Source organism: Phytohabitans kaempferiae (assembly GCF_042433955.1).
GTDB classification, from domain to species: domain Bacteria; phylum Actinomycetota; class Actinomycetes; order Mycobacteriales; family Micromonosporaceae; genus Phytohabitans; species Phytohabitans kaempferiae.
In genome coordinates, this window is record NZ_JBHLUH010000073.1 from 185,698 (window position 1) to 202,058 (window position 16,361).

The window sequence follows — 16,361 nt, forward strand, 5'->3', positions numbered from 1 at the left end:
CTAGCGTTCACCGATGGGTACTCCGTCGCGATCCGCCTCCAACGGATCGACGATCGCCCCCTGCGCGGTCAGCGTGCCCTGCGCCAGCCGGGTCGCCCGAGGGGGCACCGGCGGCTCCAGGTCGGCCACCACGCGGAGGCCGGCAAGAACGTCATCGGGCCGTACGGACGGGGTGACCTGCCGTACGACTAGGTCGAGTATCGCACACGGTACGCCCGTGACCTCGCTAGGTGCCGCCGGGGCAGAGATCGCAGAGCTATACGCCGAGATCACAGAGATGCTAGCCACTGCCCCGCGCGTGTCGAACGTGCGCCGCCCCTGCTTCGTCAAGCGCTCCACGAGCACCTCGTCGGCGGCCGAGAACGCCACCACCGCGCGCGACAGCGTGTCGGGCTCGACCCCCGGCAGCTCGATCCGCCACGACGACGCGTCGATCCGCTCGGCGAGGCTGGTGCCGGCCGTCGCCTCGACCGCGTCGAGCACATCCAGGCCGGGTGAGAGGGCCGCGTCGAGCGAGGCGCGTACCGCCGCCGGGTCAGCGCTTGCCTGGAGGCCGATCTCGAGGTACTCCGCCTCGCTGGCGACCCCGGTCGGCGCCGCCGAGGCGTACGAGATCTTGGGGTGCGGGGTGAAGCCTTGCGAGAAGGCGATCGGCACGCCGGCCCGGCGCACCGCCCGCTCGAAGGCGCGGGCGAAGTCGCGGTGCGAGGTGAACCGGAGTGGGCCGCGCTTGGCGTACCGGATCCGGATCCGCTGCACGACGGGCGCCTGGCCCCCCTCAGGCTGTGGTTTCCTGCTGATCGTGGTGCTCCCGTCGGGTCAGCGGGCGGTGGAGACAGGCGTCAGTGGCAGCAGCTTACGGCCGGTCGGACCGATCTGGATCTCGGTGTCCATCGACGGGCACACGCCACAGTCGAAGCACGGGGTCCAGCGGCAGTCGTCCTGCTCGTACTCGGAGACGGAATCCTGCCAGTCCTGCCACAGCCAGTCTTTGTCGAGGCCGGAGTCGAGGTGGTCCCAGGGCAGCACCTCGGTCTCGTCCCGCTCGCGGGTCGTGTACCAGTCGAGGTCGACGCCGAAGCCGGGCAGCACGTCGGTGGCCGCCTCGACCCACCGCTGGTAGGAGAAGTGCTCGCTCCAGCCGTCGAAGCGGCCGCCCCGCTCCCAGACCCGCCGGATCACCGCGCCGACCCGGCGGTCACCACGGGAGAGCAGTCCCTCGATCAGCGACGGCTCGCCGTCGTGGTACCGGAAGCCGATGGCCCGGCCCAGCGACCGGTCCGAGTTGATCTCGGCCTTCAGCTTTCGCAGCCGGTTGTCGATCACCTCGGGCGTGCACATCGAGGCCCACTGGAACGGCGTGTGCGGCTTGGGCACGAAGCCGCCGATCGAGACCGTGCACCGGATGTCCTTGGAGCCGGTGGCGGCCCGGCCGGCCCGGATCACCTCGTGGGCGAGGCGGGCGATCTGCAGCACGTCTTCGTCGGTCTCGGTGGGCAGGCCACACATGAAGTAGAGCTTCACCTGGCGCCAGCCGTTGCTGTAGGCCGTGACGACGGTGCGGATGAGGTCTTCCTCCGACACCATCTTGTTGATCACCTTGCGGATGCGCTCCGAGCCGCCCTCGGGCGCGAAGGTGAGCCCGGTGCGCCGCCCGTTGCGGGACAGCTCCTGGGCCAGCGTGATGTTGAAGGCGTCGACCCGGGTCGACGGCAGCGAGAGCGAGACGTTGGTGCCCTCGTACTGCTGGGCGAGGCCGGAGCAGATGTCGCCGATCTCGGAGTGGTCGGCCGAGGAGAGCGAGAGGAGCCCCACCTCGGAGAAGCCGGAGAACTCCAGCCCCTCCTTCACCATCTGGCCGACCGTGGTGATCGACCGCTCGCGCACCGGCCGCGTGATCATGCCAGCCTGGCAGAAGCGGCAGCCGCGCGTGCAGCCCCGGAAGATCTCCACCGCGTAGCGCTCGTGCACCGTCTCGGCGAGCGGCACCAGCGGCTTCTTGGGGTAGGGCCACTCGTCGAGGTTCATCGTCGTGCGCTTGTGCACGCGAAACGGCACATCCGCCCGGTTGGGCACCACGCGCTGGATCCGCCCGTCGGGCAGGTAGTCGACGTCGTAGAAGCGCGGCACGTAGACGCTCTCCGTGCGGGCCAGTCGGAGCAGCAGCTCGTCACGCCCGCCAGGTGACCCCTCGGCCTTCCACGCGCGGACGATCTGGGTGATCTCCAGCACGGCTTCCTCGCCGTCGCCGAGCACCGCCGCGTCGACGAAGTCGGCGATCGGCTCGGGGTTGAACGCCGCGTGCCCGCCGGCCACCACCACCGGATGCGCCTCGGTGCGGTCGCGCGCCGCCAGCGGGATGCCGGCCAGGTCGAGCGCGGTGAGCAGGTTGGTGTAGCCGAGCTCGGTGGCGAACGAGACGCCGAGCAGGTCGAACGCCCCCACCGGCCGGTGCGCGTCGACCGTGAACTGCGGCACCTCGTGCTCACGCATGAGCGCCTCGAGGTCGGGCCACACCGCGTACGTCCGCTCGGCCAGCACGTCGGGCAGCTCGTTGAGCACCTCGTACAGGATCTGGACGCCCTGGTTGGGCAGGCCCACCTCGTACGCGTCCGGGTACATCAGCGCCCACCGCACGGTCGCCGAGTCCCAGTCTTTGGCGACCGCGCCCAGCTCACCGCCGACGTACTGGATCGGCTTGCTGATCCGCGGCAGCAACTGCTCCAGCTGGGGAAAGACGGACGGGACGCTCACTGAGCTGCCTTTCGTCGGCGACTGCGGGGCCCACGGGCGGACCTCCGCGGACGGGTCCGGGCCGTCGAGGCTCACTCCACGCGCGCACAGACCGCCCCGGGGGGTATTCAATCGCCCAGAATACGCGCGCCCCAACCGGTGGTGTGGCGGTACTAGCCTCGGATAGGTCACGAGGCGGCGTAGTGGAGGGAGTCACCGCAAAATGCCGGGAGCGGATCCGGACCCCACCAGACCGGTGCCTCCTCCGGAGGACGAGCCGACGGCCGTGACCCCGCTAGCCGACGACGACGGCGTGAGCGGCCTCAAGCCCACGCTCAAGGAGCCGCCCCGCTGGAGCGGCTCCGCCGCCGTGCCGCCGCCCGCCGAGAAGAAGCGCAGGCGCTGGCTCGCCACCGCACACGACCTCGATGCGCCGGGGCTGGCCCCCTCGCCACCGCCGCGCGACCCCACGATGCCGCTGCCCGACGAGGAGCGGGAGGCGTACGAGAGAGGCGCGCCGGTCGACCCCTGGGCCGACGCTGACCCGCTCGACCAGTACCCGCGGACCCTGCTGGATGTGCCGCACGCACCGCAACCGGCGCTCCCACCGCCACCACCGCCCACGCAGGGCCCACCGCAGGCCCCACCGCCGGTGCGGCGCCAGCCGGCGCCACCGCCGCCACCACCACCGAGTCCGGCCTCGCAGATGCTGCCGGACGTGCGCAAGCCGCCGAAGAGGCAGCGGTCGCGCAAGGGCCCGCCGCCCCCGCCTCCGGGGCCGCCGCCGGGCTGGCATCCACCGCCCGGCTACGGGCCGCCTGTCGCGGCACGCCGCCGCCGGCGCCGCAAGTGGCCGTGGATTCTCCTGCTCATGACGCTGGCCTGCTGCTGCGGCTGCCCGGCCTACTTCGGCAAGCCGATGTGGGAGCAGTACCCCGCCTCGGTCTCGCTCCCCGCCGAGGTCTCCGACCTGAGCCTGCGCAACGACGCGGCCAGCCGGCGGGCGGCCACCGAGCTCCAGGCCGACCTGCGCGGCACGCACATGCTGGCCGAGGAGACGTTCGCCGGTGTGTACGCGGACGGCGCCGGCAAGCGGGTCACGCTCTTCGGCACCACCGGCTTCCGCTTCTCCCCCGAGTCCGACCTGGAGAAGGAGATCACCCGGCTCACCGAGCGTTACGCGCTGCGCCAGGTGAAGACGGTCGACACCGGCAGGCGTGGCGAGTACCTGCGCTGCGGCGTCGGGCAGGACGGCAAGGCCAGCGTCGCGGTGTGCGCGTGGGCCGACCACGGGAGCCTCGCCACCGGCGTCTTCACCCGCCGCTCGGTCGACGACAGCGCCGCCCTGCTGGAGCGCCTCCGCAGCACGGTCGTGAGCCGCGGATAAGCCAGCGAGTAATCCGACAGTTACTCAGTCCGGGTACCGGATGGCCACAACCAGGTAGTACGAGGCAGAATCTGGACATGCGGCGATGGCTCTTCGCTGACCAGCTGGGGCCGCACTTCCTCGACGGAGAGCACCAACCGGTGCTGCTGATCGAGTCAAAGGCGGTCTTCCGTCGCCGCGCCTTCCATCGGCAAAAGGCCCACCTGGTCCTTTCCGCGATCCGCCATCGCGCCGCTGAGCTGGGCGATCGTGCCGTGCACCTCAAGACCGAGACCTACCGCGACGGGCTGCGGCGCTACGGCGAGGTGGTCGAGGTCTGCCACCCCACGACCCGTCGGGCCCGCGACTTCGTCCGCGCCCAGGAAAAGGTGACCGTGCTGCCGGCGCGCGGGTTCGTCACCAGCCACGAAGACTTCGCCACCTGGGCCGACGGGCGGCGGGGGGCGGCGCGGCTCGACGACTTCTACCGCCACGCCCGGCAGGCCCACGGCATCCTGGTGGAGGGCGGCGAGCCGGTGGGCGGCCGCTGGCAGGTCCGGGTCGCCGACGGCCCCCGCCCGACCGGCCTGGCCCCGCCGCCCGCGCCGGTGGAAGACGCCATCGACGACGAGGTCCGCGCCGATCTCGACCGGTGGGCCGCGGAGGGCATCGAGTTCATCGGGCGCGACGCTCCCCGGCAGTTTCCGGTCACCCGCGCCGAGGCGCTCGACCGGCAGCGCCACTTCCTGATCCACCGCCTGCCCCACTTCGGCCGCGCCGACGACGCGATGCTCGCGGCCGACCCGTGGCTGGCCCACAGTGGTCTGTCCACATCGTTCAACCTCGGCCTGCTCGACCCGCTGCCCGCTGTCCGCGAGGCCGAGGCGGCGTTCCGGGCCGGGCTCGCGCCACTGTCCAGCGTGGAGCGCTTCGCCCGCCAGGTGATCGGCTGGCGCGATTACCTGTGGCACCTGTACTGGTACCTCGACGTCGGCTACCCCGCCGGCTCCCGCGCCCCGGGCCGCACCTCCATCCCCGAGTGGTTCGCCACGCTCGACGCCGAGTCGGTGCACGCCCGCTGCCTGTCCAGCGCGCTCGCGGCCGTGCGTGACCTCGGCTGGACCCACCACGCGACGCGGCTCACCGTGCTCGGCAACTACGCCGTGCAGCGCGGCTGGCGCCCCACCGACATGGTCGACTGGTTCGAGCGCGCCTTCGTCGACGGCCGCGAGTGGGCCATGATCGGCAACGTCGTCGGCATGGCCCGCCACGCCGAGCTGAGCGCGGTCACCACCGAGCCGTACGCGGTGAGCGGCACGCACATCAACCGGGCCAGCGACTTCTGCGCCGGCTGCCGCTACGACCCCAAGCAGCGCCTGGGCCCGGATGCCTGCCCGTTCACCGGCGGCTACCTGACCTACCTGCACCGCACGCGCGAGCGCCTGCACGGCAACGTCCGGATGACCAGGGCGCTGAAGCAGCTCGCCCGGATCACCGACCTCCCCGCGATCGTGGCGCAGGAGCGGGCCCGCGGCTCCCAGGCCCCTTGATCAGCCCTGCGGGGGCAGCCCGTCCAGGATGAGCGGCACCGCCGAGGCCGCGTGTACGCGGCGCGGCCCGCCGAGCGTCCGCCGGGAGGGGTAGGTCTCTCCGGTCGGGTGACCGGAGAGACCCCGCACTCCTCGTCAAACGGGCGTGACCGAGACGGCGACCTTCTCGCCCTCGCCGACCTCCCCCTCCGAGCCGGACGTCGCCGGGTCGAAGCGGATCTCGGTCGCCAGCACCTCGGCCGCCACGAAGTCGCCGTGCGCCTCGACCGCGGCGACCACCTCGGGCGCGGCGCCCAGCGAGACCACCACGCGGTCGGTGATGTCGAGCTGGGCCTCGCGGCGGGCCTGCTGCACGACCCGCACGACGTCGCGGGCCAGGCCCTCGGCCGCCAGCTCGGGCGTGACGGTGGTGTCGAGCACCACCACGCCCTCGCCGCCGGGCAGCGGCGCCGAATGGCCGGCATCAGCCGCGACCAGCTTCAGCTCGTACTCGCCATCCTGTAGCGCGACACCGGCGGCAACCGGGCTGCCGTCGACCAGCGTCCACTCGCCGGCCTTGACCGCCTTGATCACCTGCTGCACCGCGCCGCCGACCCGCGGGCCGAGCGCGCGCGGCACCACCGTGAGCACCTGCTCGCAGTAGCTCGACACCTCGCCGGTGAAGACCACCGACTTGACGTTGACCTCGTCGGCGACCAGGTCGGCGAAGGGGCGCAGCGCGTCCGCCCCCGGCGTCGCCACGGTCAGCTGGGACAGCGGCAGCCGCACGCGCAGCCCGCGCGCCTTGCGCAGCGACAGCGCCGCCGAGCAGACGTCGCGGACGGCGTCCATCGCGGCGACCAGCTCGTGGTCGGCCGGGAACTCGCCCGCGTCCGGCCAGTCGGCCAGGTGCACCGAACGCTCGCCGGTGAGCCCGCGCCAGATCTCCTCGGCGGTCAGCGGCGCCAGCGGCGCCACGACCCGGCTGAGCGTCTCCAGCACCGTGTACAGCGTGTCGAACGCGTCCCGGTCGCCGGTCCAGAACCGGTCGCGGGAGCGCCGCACGTACCAGTTGGTCAGCGCGTCCAGGTACGACCGCACCGACGCGCAGGCACCGGAGATGTCGTACTCGTCCATCTGACGCTGCACTGTGGACACCAGCTCGCCGGTCTTCGCCAGCACGTACCGGTCGAGCAGGTGGCCGGAGTCCATCCGCCGCACCGCGTCGTGCTGGGAGGCGTTGGCGTACAACGAGAAGAAGTACCACACGTTCCACAGTGGAAGCAGCACCTGGCGCACGGAGTCGCGGATCGCGCTCTCGGTCACCGGCATGTCGCCGCCCCGCAGCACCGGCGACGACATCAGCATCCACCGCATGGCGTCGGAGCCGTGCGAGTTGAAGACGCCGTACACGTCCGGGTAGTTGCGCAGGCTCTTGGACATCTTGCGACCGTCTTCGCCGAGCAGGATGCCGTGGCTCAGGCAGTTGCGGAACGCCGGCCGGTCGAACAGCGCGGTCGCCAGCACGTGCATGGTGTAGAACCAGCCCCGCGTCTGTCCGATGTACTCCACGATGAAGTCGCCCGGGTAGTGGTGCTCGAACCACTCGCGGTTTTCGAACGGGTAGTGCACTTGCGCGAACGGCATCGAGCCCGACTCGAACCAGCAGTCGAGCACCTCCGGCACGCGGCGCATCATCGAGCGCCCGGTCGGGTCGTCCGGGTTGGGACGCACAAGGTCGTCGATGCTCGGCCGGTGCAGGTCGGTGACGGTGACACCGAAGTCGCGCTCCAGCTCGGCGAGCGAGCCGTAGACGTCCATCCGCGGGTAGGCCGGGTCGTCCGACTTCCACACCGGGATCGGCGAGCCCCAGAAGCGGTTGCGGGAGATCGACCAGTCTCGCGCGCCGGCCAGCCACTTGCCGAACGAGCCGTCCTTGACATGCGCCGGCGTCCAGTTGATCTGCTGGTTGAGCTCGACCATCCGGTCACGGAACTGGCTCACCGCCACGAACCACGACGACACCGCCTTGTAGACCAGCGGCGTGTCACACCGCCAGCAGTGCGGGTAGGAGTGCGTGTAGGTCTCCTGCCGCACCACCACGCCCCGCTCGCGCAGCTCGCGGGAGATCGGCTTGTTGGTGTCGAAGACCTGCTCCCCCTGGTACGGCGGCACGAGCGAGGTGAACCGCGTGTGCGCGTCCACGGTCACCACGGTCGGGATGCCGGCGGCGTTGCAGGTGTTCTGGTCGTCTTCACCGAACGCCGGCGCGAGGTGCACGACCCCGGTGCCGTCCTCAGTGGACACGAACTCGGCGCCCAGCACCTGGAACGCGTTGGGCGTGTCGGCCAGGAAGTCGAACAGCGGCGTGTAGCGGCGCCCGACCAGCTCGGCCCCGCGCACGACGCCGACCTGGGTGAGCTCGCCCAGCTCCTTCTGGTACGCGCCGAGCCGCGCCGCCCCGACGAGGTATCGCTGCCCTGCCGAGTCTTCGAGCACGGCGTACTCGATGTCGGGCCCCACCGCGAGCGCCAGGTTGGACGGCAGCGTCCACGGCGTGGTCGTCCAGACCGCGACCTTCTCGCCGGTGTCCAATGTGAACCAAACGGTCAGCGACGGGTCGTGCCGCTCGCGGTAGACGTCGTCCATCCGGGTTTCCGTGTTGGACAACGGCGTCTCGCACCGCCAGCAGTACGCCAGCACGCGGAAGCCCTCGTAGACCAGCCCTTTGTCGTGCAGCGTCTTGAACGCCCACATGACGCTTTCCATGTAGTCCAGGTCGAGCGTCTTGTAGTCGTTGGCGAAGTCGACCCAGCGCGCCTGGCGCGTGACGTATCGCTCCCAGTCCTGCGTGTAGGTCAGCACCGAGGTGCGGCACGCGTCGTTGAACCGCCCCACGCCCAGGTCGAGGATCTCCGCCTTGGTGGAGATGCCGAGCTGCTTCTCCGCCTCCACCTCGGCCGGCAGGCCGTGGCAGTCCCAGCCGAAGCGCCGCTCCACTCGGCGGCCGCGCATGGTCTGGTAGCGCGGCACGACGTCCTTGACGTATCCGGTGAAGAGGTGGCCGTAGTGCGGCAGCCCGTTGGCGAAGGGCGGGCCGTCGTAGAAGACGTACTCGTTGGCCCCCTGCGGGCCAGCGTCCCGGGCGTCGACGGAAGCCTGGAACGTCTTGTCGGCCGCCCAGTGGTCGAGCACGCGACGCTCGACCGCGGGCAGGTCGGGGCTCGCCGGTACGCCGGCCTTCGGGTCGGTCTTCGGATACACCGTAGGTCTCCTCGCAGCTCACATGCCCATGTGCCCACTGCGAGGACGAGCCGAAGCCCGCGGTACCACCCCGCTTGGCGACCCCGGTGAGGGCCGCCCGCTCGTTGGCCGGCTGTGACGGGCCGGACCCGTCCGGTTCTACTAGGGCCCGCTCTCGCCAGGCCCGTTCTTCCGGAGGCTCACCGGTGATGGCCGGGTCATCGCCTTTACGGTCGTCAAGCGTACTCCACCTTCCGCCGCCGGGTCCGGCAATAACTCGGGGGCGGGTACTGACCACCGGCATCACTCGTCTGGGTGACGCTGGCGCGTGCCCCGAGGCACCGGCCGGGCACGCCGCTGGAACGGCCCGGCGAGCGGCACCTGCTAGCGGTCACCGCCAGCCAGGCGACAAGCGCCTACCTGGGGAAGAATCCCGACAAACTACGCGAATTTCCCGGCTTAGCTGAGCTCGGGAAACCAGAGCGCGATCTCGCGCTTGGCGCTGTCGGGCGAGTCGGAGGCGTGCACCAGGTTTTCCCGGTTGGAGAGGGAGAGGTCGCCGCGGATCGTGCCGGCGGCGGCCTTGCGCCCGTCGGTGGCGCCGACCAGCAGGCGCACCACCTCGATCGCCTGGTCGCCCGAGAGCACCGCCGCCACCAGCGGCCCGCCCGTCATGAACTCCTTCAGCGGCGGGTAGAAGCCCTTGTCGACGTGCTCGGCGTAGTGCTCGTCGGCCAGTGCGGCGTCCATGTCGCGCAGTACGAGCGCGTCGATCGCGAGGCCCTTGCGCTCAAACCGGCCGAGAATCTCGCCGAGCAGACCACGCCGCAGGGCGTCTGGCTTGATCAGGACCAACGTGCGTTCGGCCGAGGTGCTCGTGGACACGCTTCCTCCAGTGCGCGGATGGACGTACCGCACCAGAGTATCGGGCTTCCCATTACTGGCTGGGCGGGCCTAGCCTGGCGGGTAACCCGAGGGAGGTCCACTGTGGCTGACGCTCGTCGGAGGCCGATCGCACCGGTCCGCAAACTTGTCGCCGCGGTGCTGGGCACGTTCGCGGCGTTCGTGATGCTCTTCGGCGCCGGCATGCAGAGCTGGGCGATCGTGGCGGTCGGCCTGGCGGTGCTGGTGCTGGCGATCAGCCTCGTGCTGGTCAACACGATCCGTGGCGGCGCCCGGGCCTGGGTTGCCGGCACGGCGCACGTGATGACCGCGACCGAGCCGCCCGCCTCCTCCACGTACGGCCGGTGCGAGCTACAGATCGTCATCGACGCGCCCGGGCTGCCCGCCGCGTCCATCAAGGTGCGCGAGTCACGCGTGCCGGTCGCCAAGTGGCCGATCCCCGGCGTGACGTTGCCGATCATGGTGGCCGTCGACGACCTGCGGCATGTACGGATCCTGTGGGACGACGCGCTCACGCACGCCGAGGCTGCCGCCACGCTCGAGCCGGAGCACGAATACCTGCCGGAGTCGGACGACATCCTCTTCGACGACGACGAGCCGCCGCCGTGGGCACGCCGCGGCCCGGACGAGCCGGTCACCGCCGACCTAACCGACGACCTTGACGGCGGCGTCCGCGACGACCCGCCGGTGGTCGTGCACCAGTCGCCGGGCGGCCCGATCGTGCTCGAAGGCCAGGTCGTCGAGCCCTCCACCGGCGAGGCCCGCACCGTCCCGCTCCCCCGGCGGGCTCGCCCCAAGCGCGGGGAGCAGGGCAACGGCAATGGCGCCGCCACCGCGGTCGCCGACCCGGCGCCCGCCGGCGACCCGCTTGACCCCGAGCCGGAGCCCGCCGAGGCGGCCGCGGTCGAGGGCGACGATGACGGCCTGATCGCGTACCCCAGCGCCCACCCCAGCCCGAGCGCCTCGATCCACGGGGTCGGCGTCACCGTGCTGGTCACCGACCTCTCCCGGTCGATCGCGTTCTACCGCGACATGCTCGGCTTCTACGAGATCGACGGCGGCGACGGCAACGCGGTCCTCGCCTCCGGCGAAACGCGGCTGGTGCTCCGCGTGATCAGCGACGTCTCCCCGGCCGGCCCGCGCACCGTCCACCTCAACCTCGAGGTCGGCGACATCACCGAGACGCACGAGGAGCTGAAGGCGAAGGGCGTCAAGTTCACGTACGGCCCGCGCCCGGTCAACAAGGGCGCCAAGCTGGAGCTGTGGGCCGCCGCCTTCAAAGACCCCGACGGGCACGGCATCGCGATCACGCAGTGGCGCAGCCGAGCCGACCTGGCCGACGAGCAGGCCGTCGCCGACGGCGCCTAGGGCGGAGGCGGAGGCGGGCTGCTGTCGCGGCGGGGCGGGGCCAGGATCGTGCGACGCACGTTGAGCACGTAGAGCCACACCAGGCCGAAGAGCAGCCCCAGCACGGCCAGCGACCAGTGCAGGAAGCCGCCGAGCATGAGGGCGCCCTGGAGCGCCGCGCCGGCGTACCAGGCCCAGTCGTGGCGCAGCAGCCCGGTGAGCACCACACAGGCGACCGCCGCCCCGACGATCACACCGATCGTGGCGCCGCTCAGCCCTTCACCGAGCATCCGCATCGGCTGGATGCCGAGCAGCAGCACGATCGTCTCGAGGATCAGCGTGCCGGCGCCCAGCCCGCGGACCGCGGCCTGGGGGTTGCGCAGCCCCGACCGCTGATCGCCCCCCGCCCCGCCGGGCGGTGGTGTCGGGGCGTCCGGGCCGCTCATCGCTTCAGGAGCCGCCGCGCGTCGGCGACCGTCGACACCGAACCGGTGATCAGCACGCCCACACCGCTCAGCTCGCCCTCCACATCGGACTCGGCGAGGGCCACCGCCGCCTCGATCGCGTCGGGCATGTTGGGAGCGACCTCGACCCGCCCCTCTCCGAAGAACTCCTCGGCGACCGGTGCGAGCGCCTCGACCGGCATGGCCCGGGGCGACGTGTTGCGCGTGACCACCACCGCGTCGACGACCGGCTCCAGCAGCTCCAACAGCCCGGCGACGTCCTTGTCGGCGAGCACCGCCACGACCGCGACAAGCCGGCTGAACGAGAACTCCTCCTGAAGCGCCGCCACCGTCGCGGCCATGCCGTGCGGGTTGTGCGCGCCGTCGAGCAGGATCGTCGGCGCCGTGCGCACGCGCTCCAGCCGCCCCGGCGAGCTGGCGCCGGCGAAGCCCTCGCGCACCACCTCGGGGTCGAGCTGGCGGCTCGCGCCGGCGCCGAGGAACGCCTCGACCGCGGCGAGCGCCACCGCCGCGTTCTGCGCCTGGTGCGCGCCGTGCAGCGGGAGGAAAACCTCCTCGTACACGCCGCCGAGCCCTTGGATCGTGAGCACCTGCCCGCCGACCGCGACCGCCCGGCGCAGCACGCCAAACTCGCTGCCTTCGCGGGCGATCGTGGCGCCCACCTCGGCGCAGCGCTCCAGGATCGGCCGCGCGGCCTCCTCCTCCTGGGCTGCCGAGATCACCGTGGCTCCCTTGTGGATGATCCCGGACTTGGCGAGCGCGATGTCTTCGATCGTGTCGCCCAGCCATTCGGTGTGGTCGAGCCCCACCGGCGTGATCACCGCGATGCCGGCGTCGAGCACGTTGGTCGAGTCTTCGGCACCGCCCAGCCCCACCTCGACCACCGCCACGTCGACCGGCGCGTCGGCGAACGTGGCGAAGGCCAGCGCCGTCGTCACGTCGAAGTAGGTCAGCGGCTCGTCCGCGCGCTCGTCCACCAGCGCGGCGAGCGGCGCCACCTCCCGGTACGCCGCCACGAACCGCCGCTCGCTCACCGGCTCACCGTCGAGGCTGATCCGCTCCCGCACCGTCTCCAGGTGCGGGCTCGTGTACCGCCCGGTGTGCAGCCCGTGCGCCCGCAGCAGCGAGTCGATCATCCGGGCCGTCGACGTCTTGCCGTTGGTGCCGGTCAGGTGGATCGACGGGTACGCCCGCTGCGGGCTGCCCAGCAGGTCGAGCAGCTCCTTGATGCGGTCGATGTCGAAGACCATCCGGGTGTACCCCCGGTTGTTGAGCTCCGCGTCGACCTGCTCGAACTCGGTACTCATGCTGTTGGCAGCGCCTCCAGGGCCGTGGCGATGCGCGCGAGGTCGGCCTCGGCGGCGGCCAGGCGATCCTTGATCTTGCGGACCACCGGCTCGGGCGCCTTGCCGACGAAGGCGGGGTTGTCGAGCTTCGCCCGGGTCTGCTCGGCCTCCTTGAGCGCGGCGGCCCGGTCCTTCTCCAGCCGGGCCCGCTCGGCGGCGACGTCGATCGCGCCGCGCGTGTCGAGCGCGACCGAGACATCGCCGGTCACCGCGAGCTGCGCGGTGGCGCTGAAGCCCTCGCCCGCCTCGTCGAGCCGCACCAGCGACCGGATCAGCGGCTCGTGGGCGGCGATGCCCGCCGGGGCCAGCCCGTCGAGCCGCGCCACGACCCGCTGCGCCGGGCGCAGCCCTTGGTCGGAGCGGAAGCGCCGGATCTCCGTGACCACGCGCTGGAGCGTGGCGAGCTCAGCCTCCGCGGCATCGTCCACCAGCGCTGGTACGGCCGACGGCCAGGCCGCCGTCACGACCGTCTCGCCACCGGTGAGCGCGGTCCACAGCTCCTCGGTCACGAACGGGATCACCGGGTGCAGCAGCCGCAGCAACTGGTCGAGCACGTGCCCGAGGACCCGCTGCGTGCGCTCGGCCGCCGGTCCGCCGCCGACGAGCACCGGCTTGGCCAGCTCGACGTACCAGTCGCAGACGTCGTCCCAGGCGAAGTGGTAGAGCACGTCGCAGACCTTGGCCAGCTCGTACGCCTCGGAGAGCTGGTCGACCTCGCCGATCACGTGCTGGAGCCGGGAGAGGATCCAGCGGTCGACCGGGCTCAGCTCGGCCGGCAGCTCGCCCCGCACGTGCGCGCCGTTGAGCAGCGCGAAGCGGGTCGCGTTCCACAGCTTGTTGCAGAAGTTGCGGGAGCCCTGGCACCAGTCTTCGCTGACCGGCACGTCGGCGCCGGGGTTGGCGCCCCGGGCCAGCGTGAACCGCGTGGCGTCGGCGCCGTACCGCTCGATCCAGTCGAGCGGGTCGACCACGTTGCCGAACGACTTCGACATCTTCTTGCCGTGCTCGTCGCGGACCATGCCGTGCAGCGCGATCACGTCAAACGGCTGCTTGCCGTCCATCGCGTAGAGCCCGAACATCATCATCCGGGCGACCCAGAAGAAGAGGATGTCGTAGCCGGTCACCAGCACGCTGGTCGGATAGAACTTGGCCAGCTCGGCCGTCTGCTCCGGCCAGCCCAGCGTGGAGAACGGCCACAGCGCACTGGAGAACCACGTGTCGAGGACGTCTTCGTCCTGGTGCCAGCCGTCGCCGGTGGGCGGCTCCTCGTCGGGTCCGACGCAGACCACCTCGCCGTCCGGCCCGTACCAGACCGGGATGCGGTGGCCCCACCACAGCTGGCGGGAGATGCACCAGTCGTGCATGTTGTCGACCCAGGCGAAGTAGCGCTTGGCCAGATCAGCCGGCTCGATCCGGACCCGCCCGTCGCGCACCGCGTCACCGGCCGCCTTCGCGAGCGGCCCGGTGTTGACGAACCACTGGAGTGACAGCCGCGGCTCGACGGTGGTCTTGCAGCGGGAGCAGTGGCCGACCGCGTGCACGTACGGCCGCTTCTCCGCCACGATGAGGCCCTGCTCGCGCAGCGCGGCGACGATCGCCGGTCGCGCCTCGAAGCGGTCGAGCCCCTGAAACGGCCCGTGCGCGGTGATCACGCCACGCTCGTCCATGATGATGAGGCTGGGCAGGCCGTGCCGCTGGCCGATCTCGAAGTCGTTGGGGTCGTGCGCCGGCGTCACCTTCACCGCGCCGGTGCCAAACGCCGGGTCGACGTGCTCGTCGGCCACCACCGGGATGCGCCGCCCGGTCAGCGGCAGCTCCACCTCGGTGCCGATCAGGTGCTTGTAGCGCTCGTCACCGGGATGCACGGCCACCGCGGTGTCACCGAGCATCGTCTCGGCCCGCGTCGTGGCGACCACGATCTCGTCGCTGTATCGGATGGAGACGAGCTCGCCATCGTCGTCGCTGTGCTCAACCTCGATGTCGGAGAGGGCGGTGAGGCAGCGCGGGCACCAGTTGATGATGCGCTCGGCGCGGTAGATCAGACCGTCTTCGTACAGCCGCTTGAAGATGGTCAGCACAGCCCGGGAAAGGCCCTCGTCCATCGTGAACCGCTCGCGGTCCCAGTCGACCGAGTCGCCCAGCCGGCGCATCTGCCCGAGGATCGCGCCGCCGGACTCGGCCTTCCACTGCCAGACCCGCTCGACGAACTTCTCCCGCCCCAGGTCGTGCCGGGACAGCCCTTCGCCGGCGAGCTGCCGCTCGACGACATTCTGCGTGGCGATCCCGGCGTGGTCCATGCCCGGCAGCCACAGCGCCTCGTAGCCCCGCATCCGCGCGCGACGGGTGAGCCAGTCCTGAATGGTGTGGTCGAGCGCGTGTCCCATGTGCAGGGAGCCGGTCACGTTGGGCGGGGGGATGACGATCGTGAACGGCGGCTTGTCGCTGCTGGCGCTCGCCTTGAAGTAGCCCGCGCGTACCCAACCCTCGTACCGCCGCTGCTCTACCTCGCCCGGCTGGTACTGGGCGGCCAACGTCGGTGTCACGGAGCTCTGGGTCTGCGGTGTTTCGGTCACCCGTCGAGTCTACGGAGGCGGCACGGCGGGTGGCATTCGCCACCCTGCCTCCGCGTAGAGCTACCTAGGCTACGGTGGCGCCATGCAGCCGATCGACGTGACGCCTCCCCCCGGCGAGCCGGTGGAGGAGGAAGAGACGATCCCGCGGAGCCGTCGTACGCGGCGGATCGTGCTCGGCTCGCTCCTGGCGGTGGGGCTGGTCGGAGCGGCCTTCGTCGGCACGGCCGGCTTCCGGGTCGTACAGCAGAAGGACGCGAGCCTGGAGACCCCGCCGGAGGTGGCCGGGCTGCGGATGGACCAGAGCGAGCAGGCCCAGTCGACCGCCGAGTACCTGCGCACCGCGATCGGCGCCCGCATCGACCTCGACCAGAGCATCGGCGTCGTCTACCAGGACCCGGCCAGCGCCGAGCGCAGCGTGCTGCTCTTCGGCGGCACCGCGCTGATCTGGAAGCCCGGCGACGACCTCGACACGCTTTTCGACGTGCTCTCCGACGACACCGGCGCCGTACGCGGCCTCCGCGACGTCGACGCCGGCGACCTGGGCGGCGTCATGAAGTGCGGCGAGAGCGTGGCTCCGGAGGGCAACACGACCGTGTGTGGCTGGGCCGACCACGGCAGCGTCGTGCTCGCACTCTTCCCCGGCCGTACGCCAGACGAGGGCGGCGAACTGCTCCGCGAGATCCGCGGCACGATCCAGTCGCGCGACTGAGATTTCCTGTCCCCGTTTGTTCCGGGGCCGGTGCCCGCCCATTCCAGGGCACAAAAATATCGAGGCCGCCCCCGAAGGGACGGCCTCGATTAAGAAGTCCGGCGGTGTCCTACTCTCCCACACCCTCACGAGTGCAGTACCATCGGCG

The 16,361-nt window shown here is 71.4% G+C and carries 11 protein-coding genes; 4 read left to right on the forward strand and 7 right to left on the reverse strand.

All coding sequences use genetic code 11. The annotated features are described in order from the left end of the window. Positions 1-759, reverse strand: coding sequence for a TIGR03936 family radical SAM-associated protein (locus ACFFIA_RS34020; protein ID WP_377259095.1), 759 nt, complete (start codon positions 757-759; stop codon positions 1-3). 60 nt (positions 760-819) lie between these two features. Continuing rightward, positions 820-2,754, reverse strand: coding sequence for a TIGR03960 family B12-binding radical SAM protein (locus ACFFIA_RS34025; RefSeq protein WP_377259098.1), 1,935 nt, complete (start codon positions 2,752-2,754; stop codon positions 820-822). A gap of 265 nt (positions 2,755-3,019) precedes the next feature. Here ACFFIA_RS34025 and ACFFIA_RS34030 point away from each other — a divergent pair, with 265 nt between their 5' ends. Together ACFFIA_RS34030 and ACFFIA_RS34035 are read left to right on the forward strand one after the other, a co-directional pair. Beyond that, a complete protein-coding gene (locus tag ACFFIA_RS34030) occupies positions 3,020-4,120 on the forward strand; it encodes a hypothetical protein (protein WP_377259101.1) in 1,101 nt (366 codons plus the stop codon). A 77-nt stretch (positions 4,121-4,197) separates the two neighbouring features. Beyond that, positions 4,198-5,649 carry a cryptochrome/photolyase family protein gene (locus ACFFIA_RS34035; RefSeq protein WP_377259104.1) on the forward strand — a complete coding sequence of 484 codons (1,452 nt, stop codon included), beginning with the start codon at positions 4,198-4,200 and terminating at the stop codon, positions 5,647-5,649. Positions 5,650-5,784: 135 nt separating this feature from the next. On the opposite strand, the gene ileS is transcribed toward ACFFIA_RS34035, so the two are convergent. Together ileS and ndk are read right to left on the reverse strand one after the other, a co-directional pair. Beyond that, positions 5,785-8,892, reverse strand: coding sequence for an isoleucine--tRNA ligase (ileS, locus tag ACFFIA_RS34040; protein WP_377259107.1), 3,108 nt, complete (start codon positions 8,890-8,892; stop codon positions 5,785-5,787). Between the two features lie 438 nt (positions 8,893-9,330). Continuing rightward, positions 9,331-9,756 (reverse strand): nucleoside-diphosphate kinase, encoded by a 426-nt coding sequence (gene ndk, locus ACFFIA_RS34045; RefSeq protein WP_377259110.1) that lies wholly within the window; start codon positions 9,754-9,756, stop codon positions 9,331-9,333. A 102-nt stretch (positions 9,757-9,858) separates the two neighbouring features. Between ndk and ACFFIA_RS34050 the strand changes: the two genes are divergently transcribed. Further along, on the forward strand, positions 9,859-11,142 hold the full coding sequence (locus tag ACFFIA_RS34050) for a VOC family protein (protein ID WP_377259113.1): 1,284 nt from the start codon (positions 9,859-9,861) through the stop codon (positions 11,140-11,142). Here the strand turns inward: ACFFIA_RS34050 and ACFFIA_RS34055 are convergent. From ACFFIA_RS34055 to ACFFIA_RS34065, 3 genes are read right to left on the reverse strand one after another with little or no spacing between them, the layout of a single operon-like run. Beyond that, positions 11,139-11,567, reverse strand: coding sequence for a DUF4233 domain-containing protein (locus ACFFIA_RS34055; RefSeq protein WP_377259116.1), 429 nt, complete (start codon positions 11,565-11,567; stop codon positions 11,139-11,141). The two genes, ACFFIA_RS34050 and ACFFIA_RS34055, sit on opposite strands and share 4 nt — an antisense overlap. Continuing rightward, entirely contained in the window at positions 11,564-12,892 is a 1,329-nt protein-coding gene (locus tag ACFFIA_RS34060; protein WP_377259118.1) for a bifunctional folylpolyglutamate synthase/dihydrofolate synthase, read from the reverse strand. Before ACFFIA_RS34060 ends, ACFFIA_RS34055 begins: the two co-directional genes overlap by 4 nt. After that, positions 12,889-15,504 (reverse strand): valine--tRNA ligase, encoded by a 2,616-nt coding sequence (locus ACFFIA_RS34065; RefSeq protein WP_377259119.1) that lies wholly within the window; start codon positions 15,502-15,504, stop codon positions 12,889-12,891. The genes ACFFIA_RS34060 and ACFFIA_RS34065 overlap by 4 nt, the downstream gene beginning before the upstream one ends. Before the next feature lie 82 nt (positions 15,505-15,586). Between ACFFIA_RS34065 and ACFFIA_RS34070 the strand changes: the two genes are divergently transcribed. Beyond that, positions 15,587-16,213 carry a hypothetical protein gene (locus ACFFIA_RS34070; RefSeq protein WP_377259121.1) on the forward strand — a complete coding sequence of 209 codons (627 nt, stop codon included), beginning with the start codon at positions 15,587-15,589 and terminating at the stop codon, positions 16,211-16,213. Positions 16,214-16,361 lie beyond the last annotated feature (148 nt).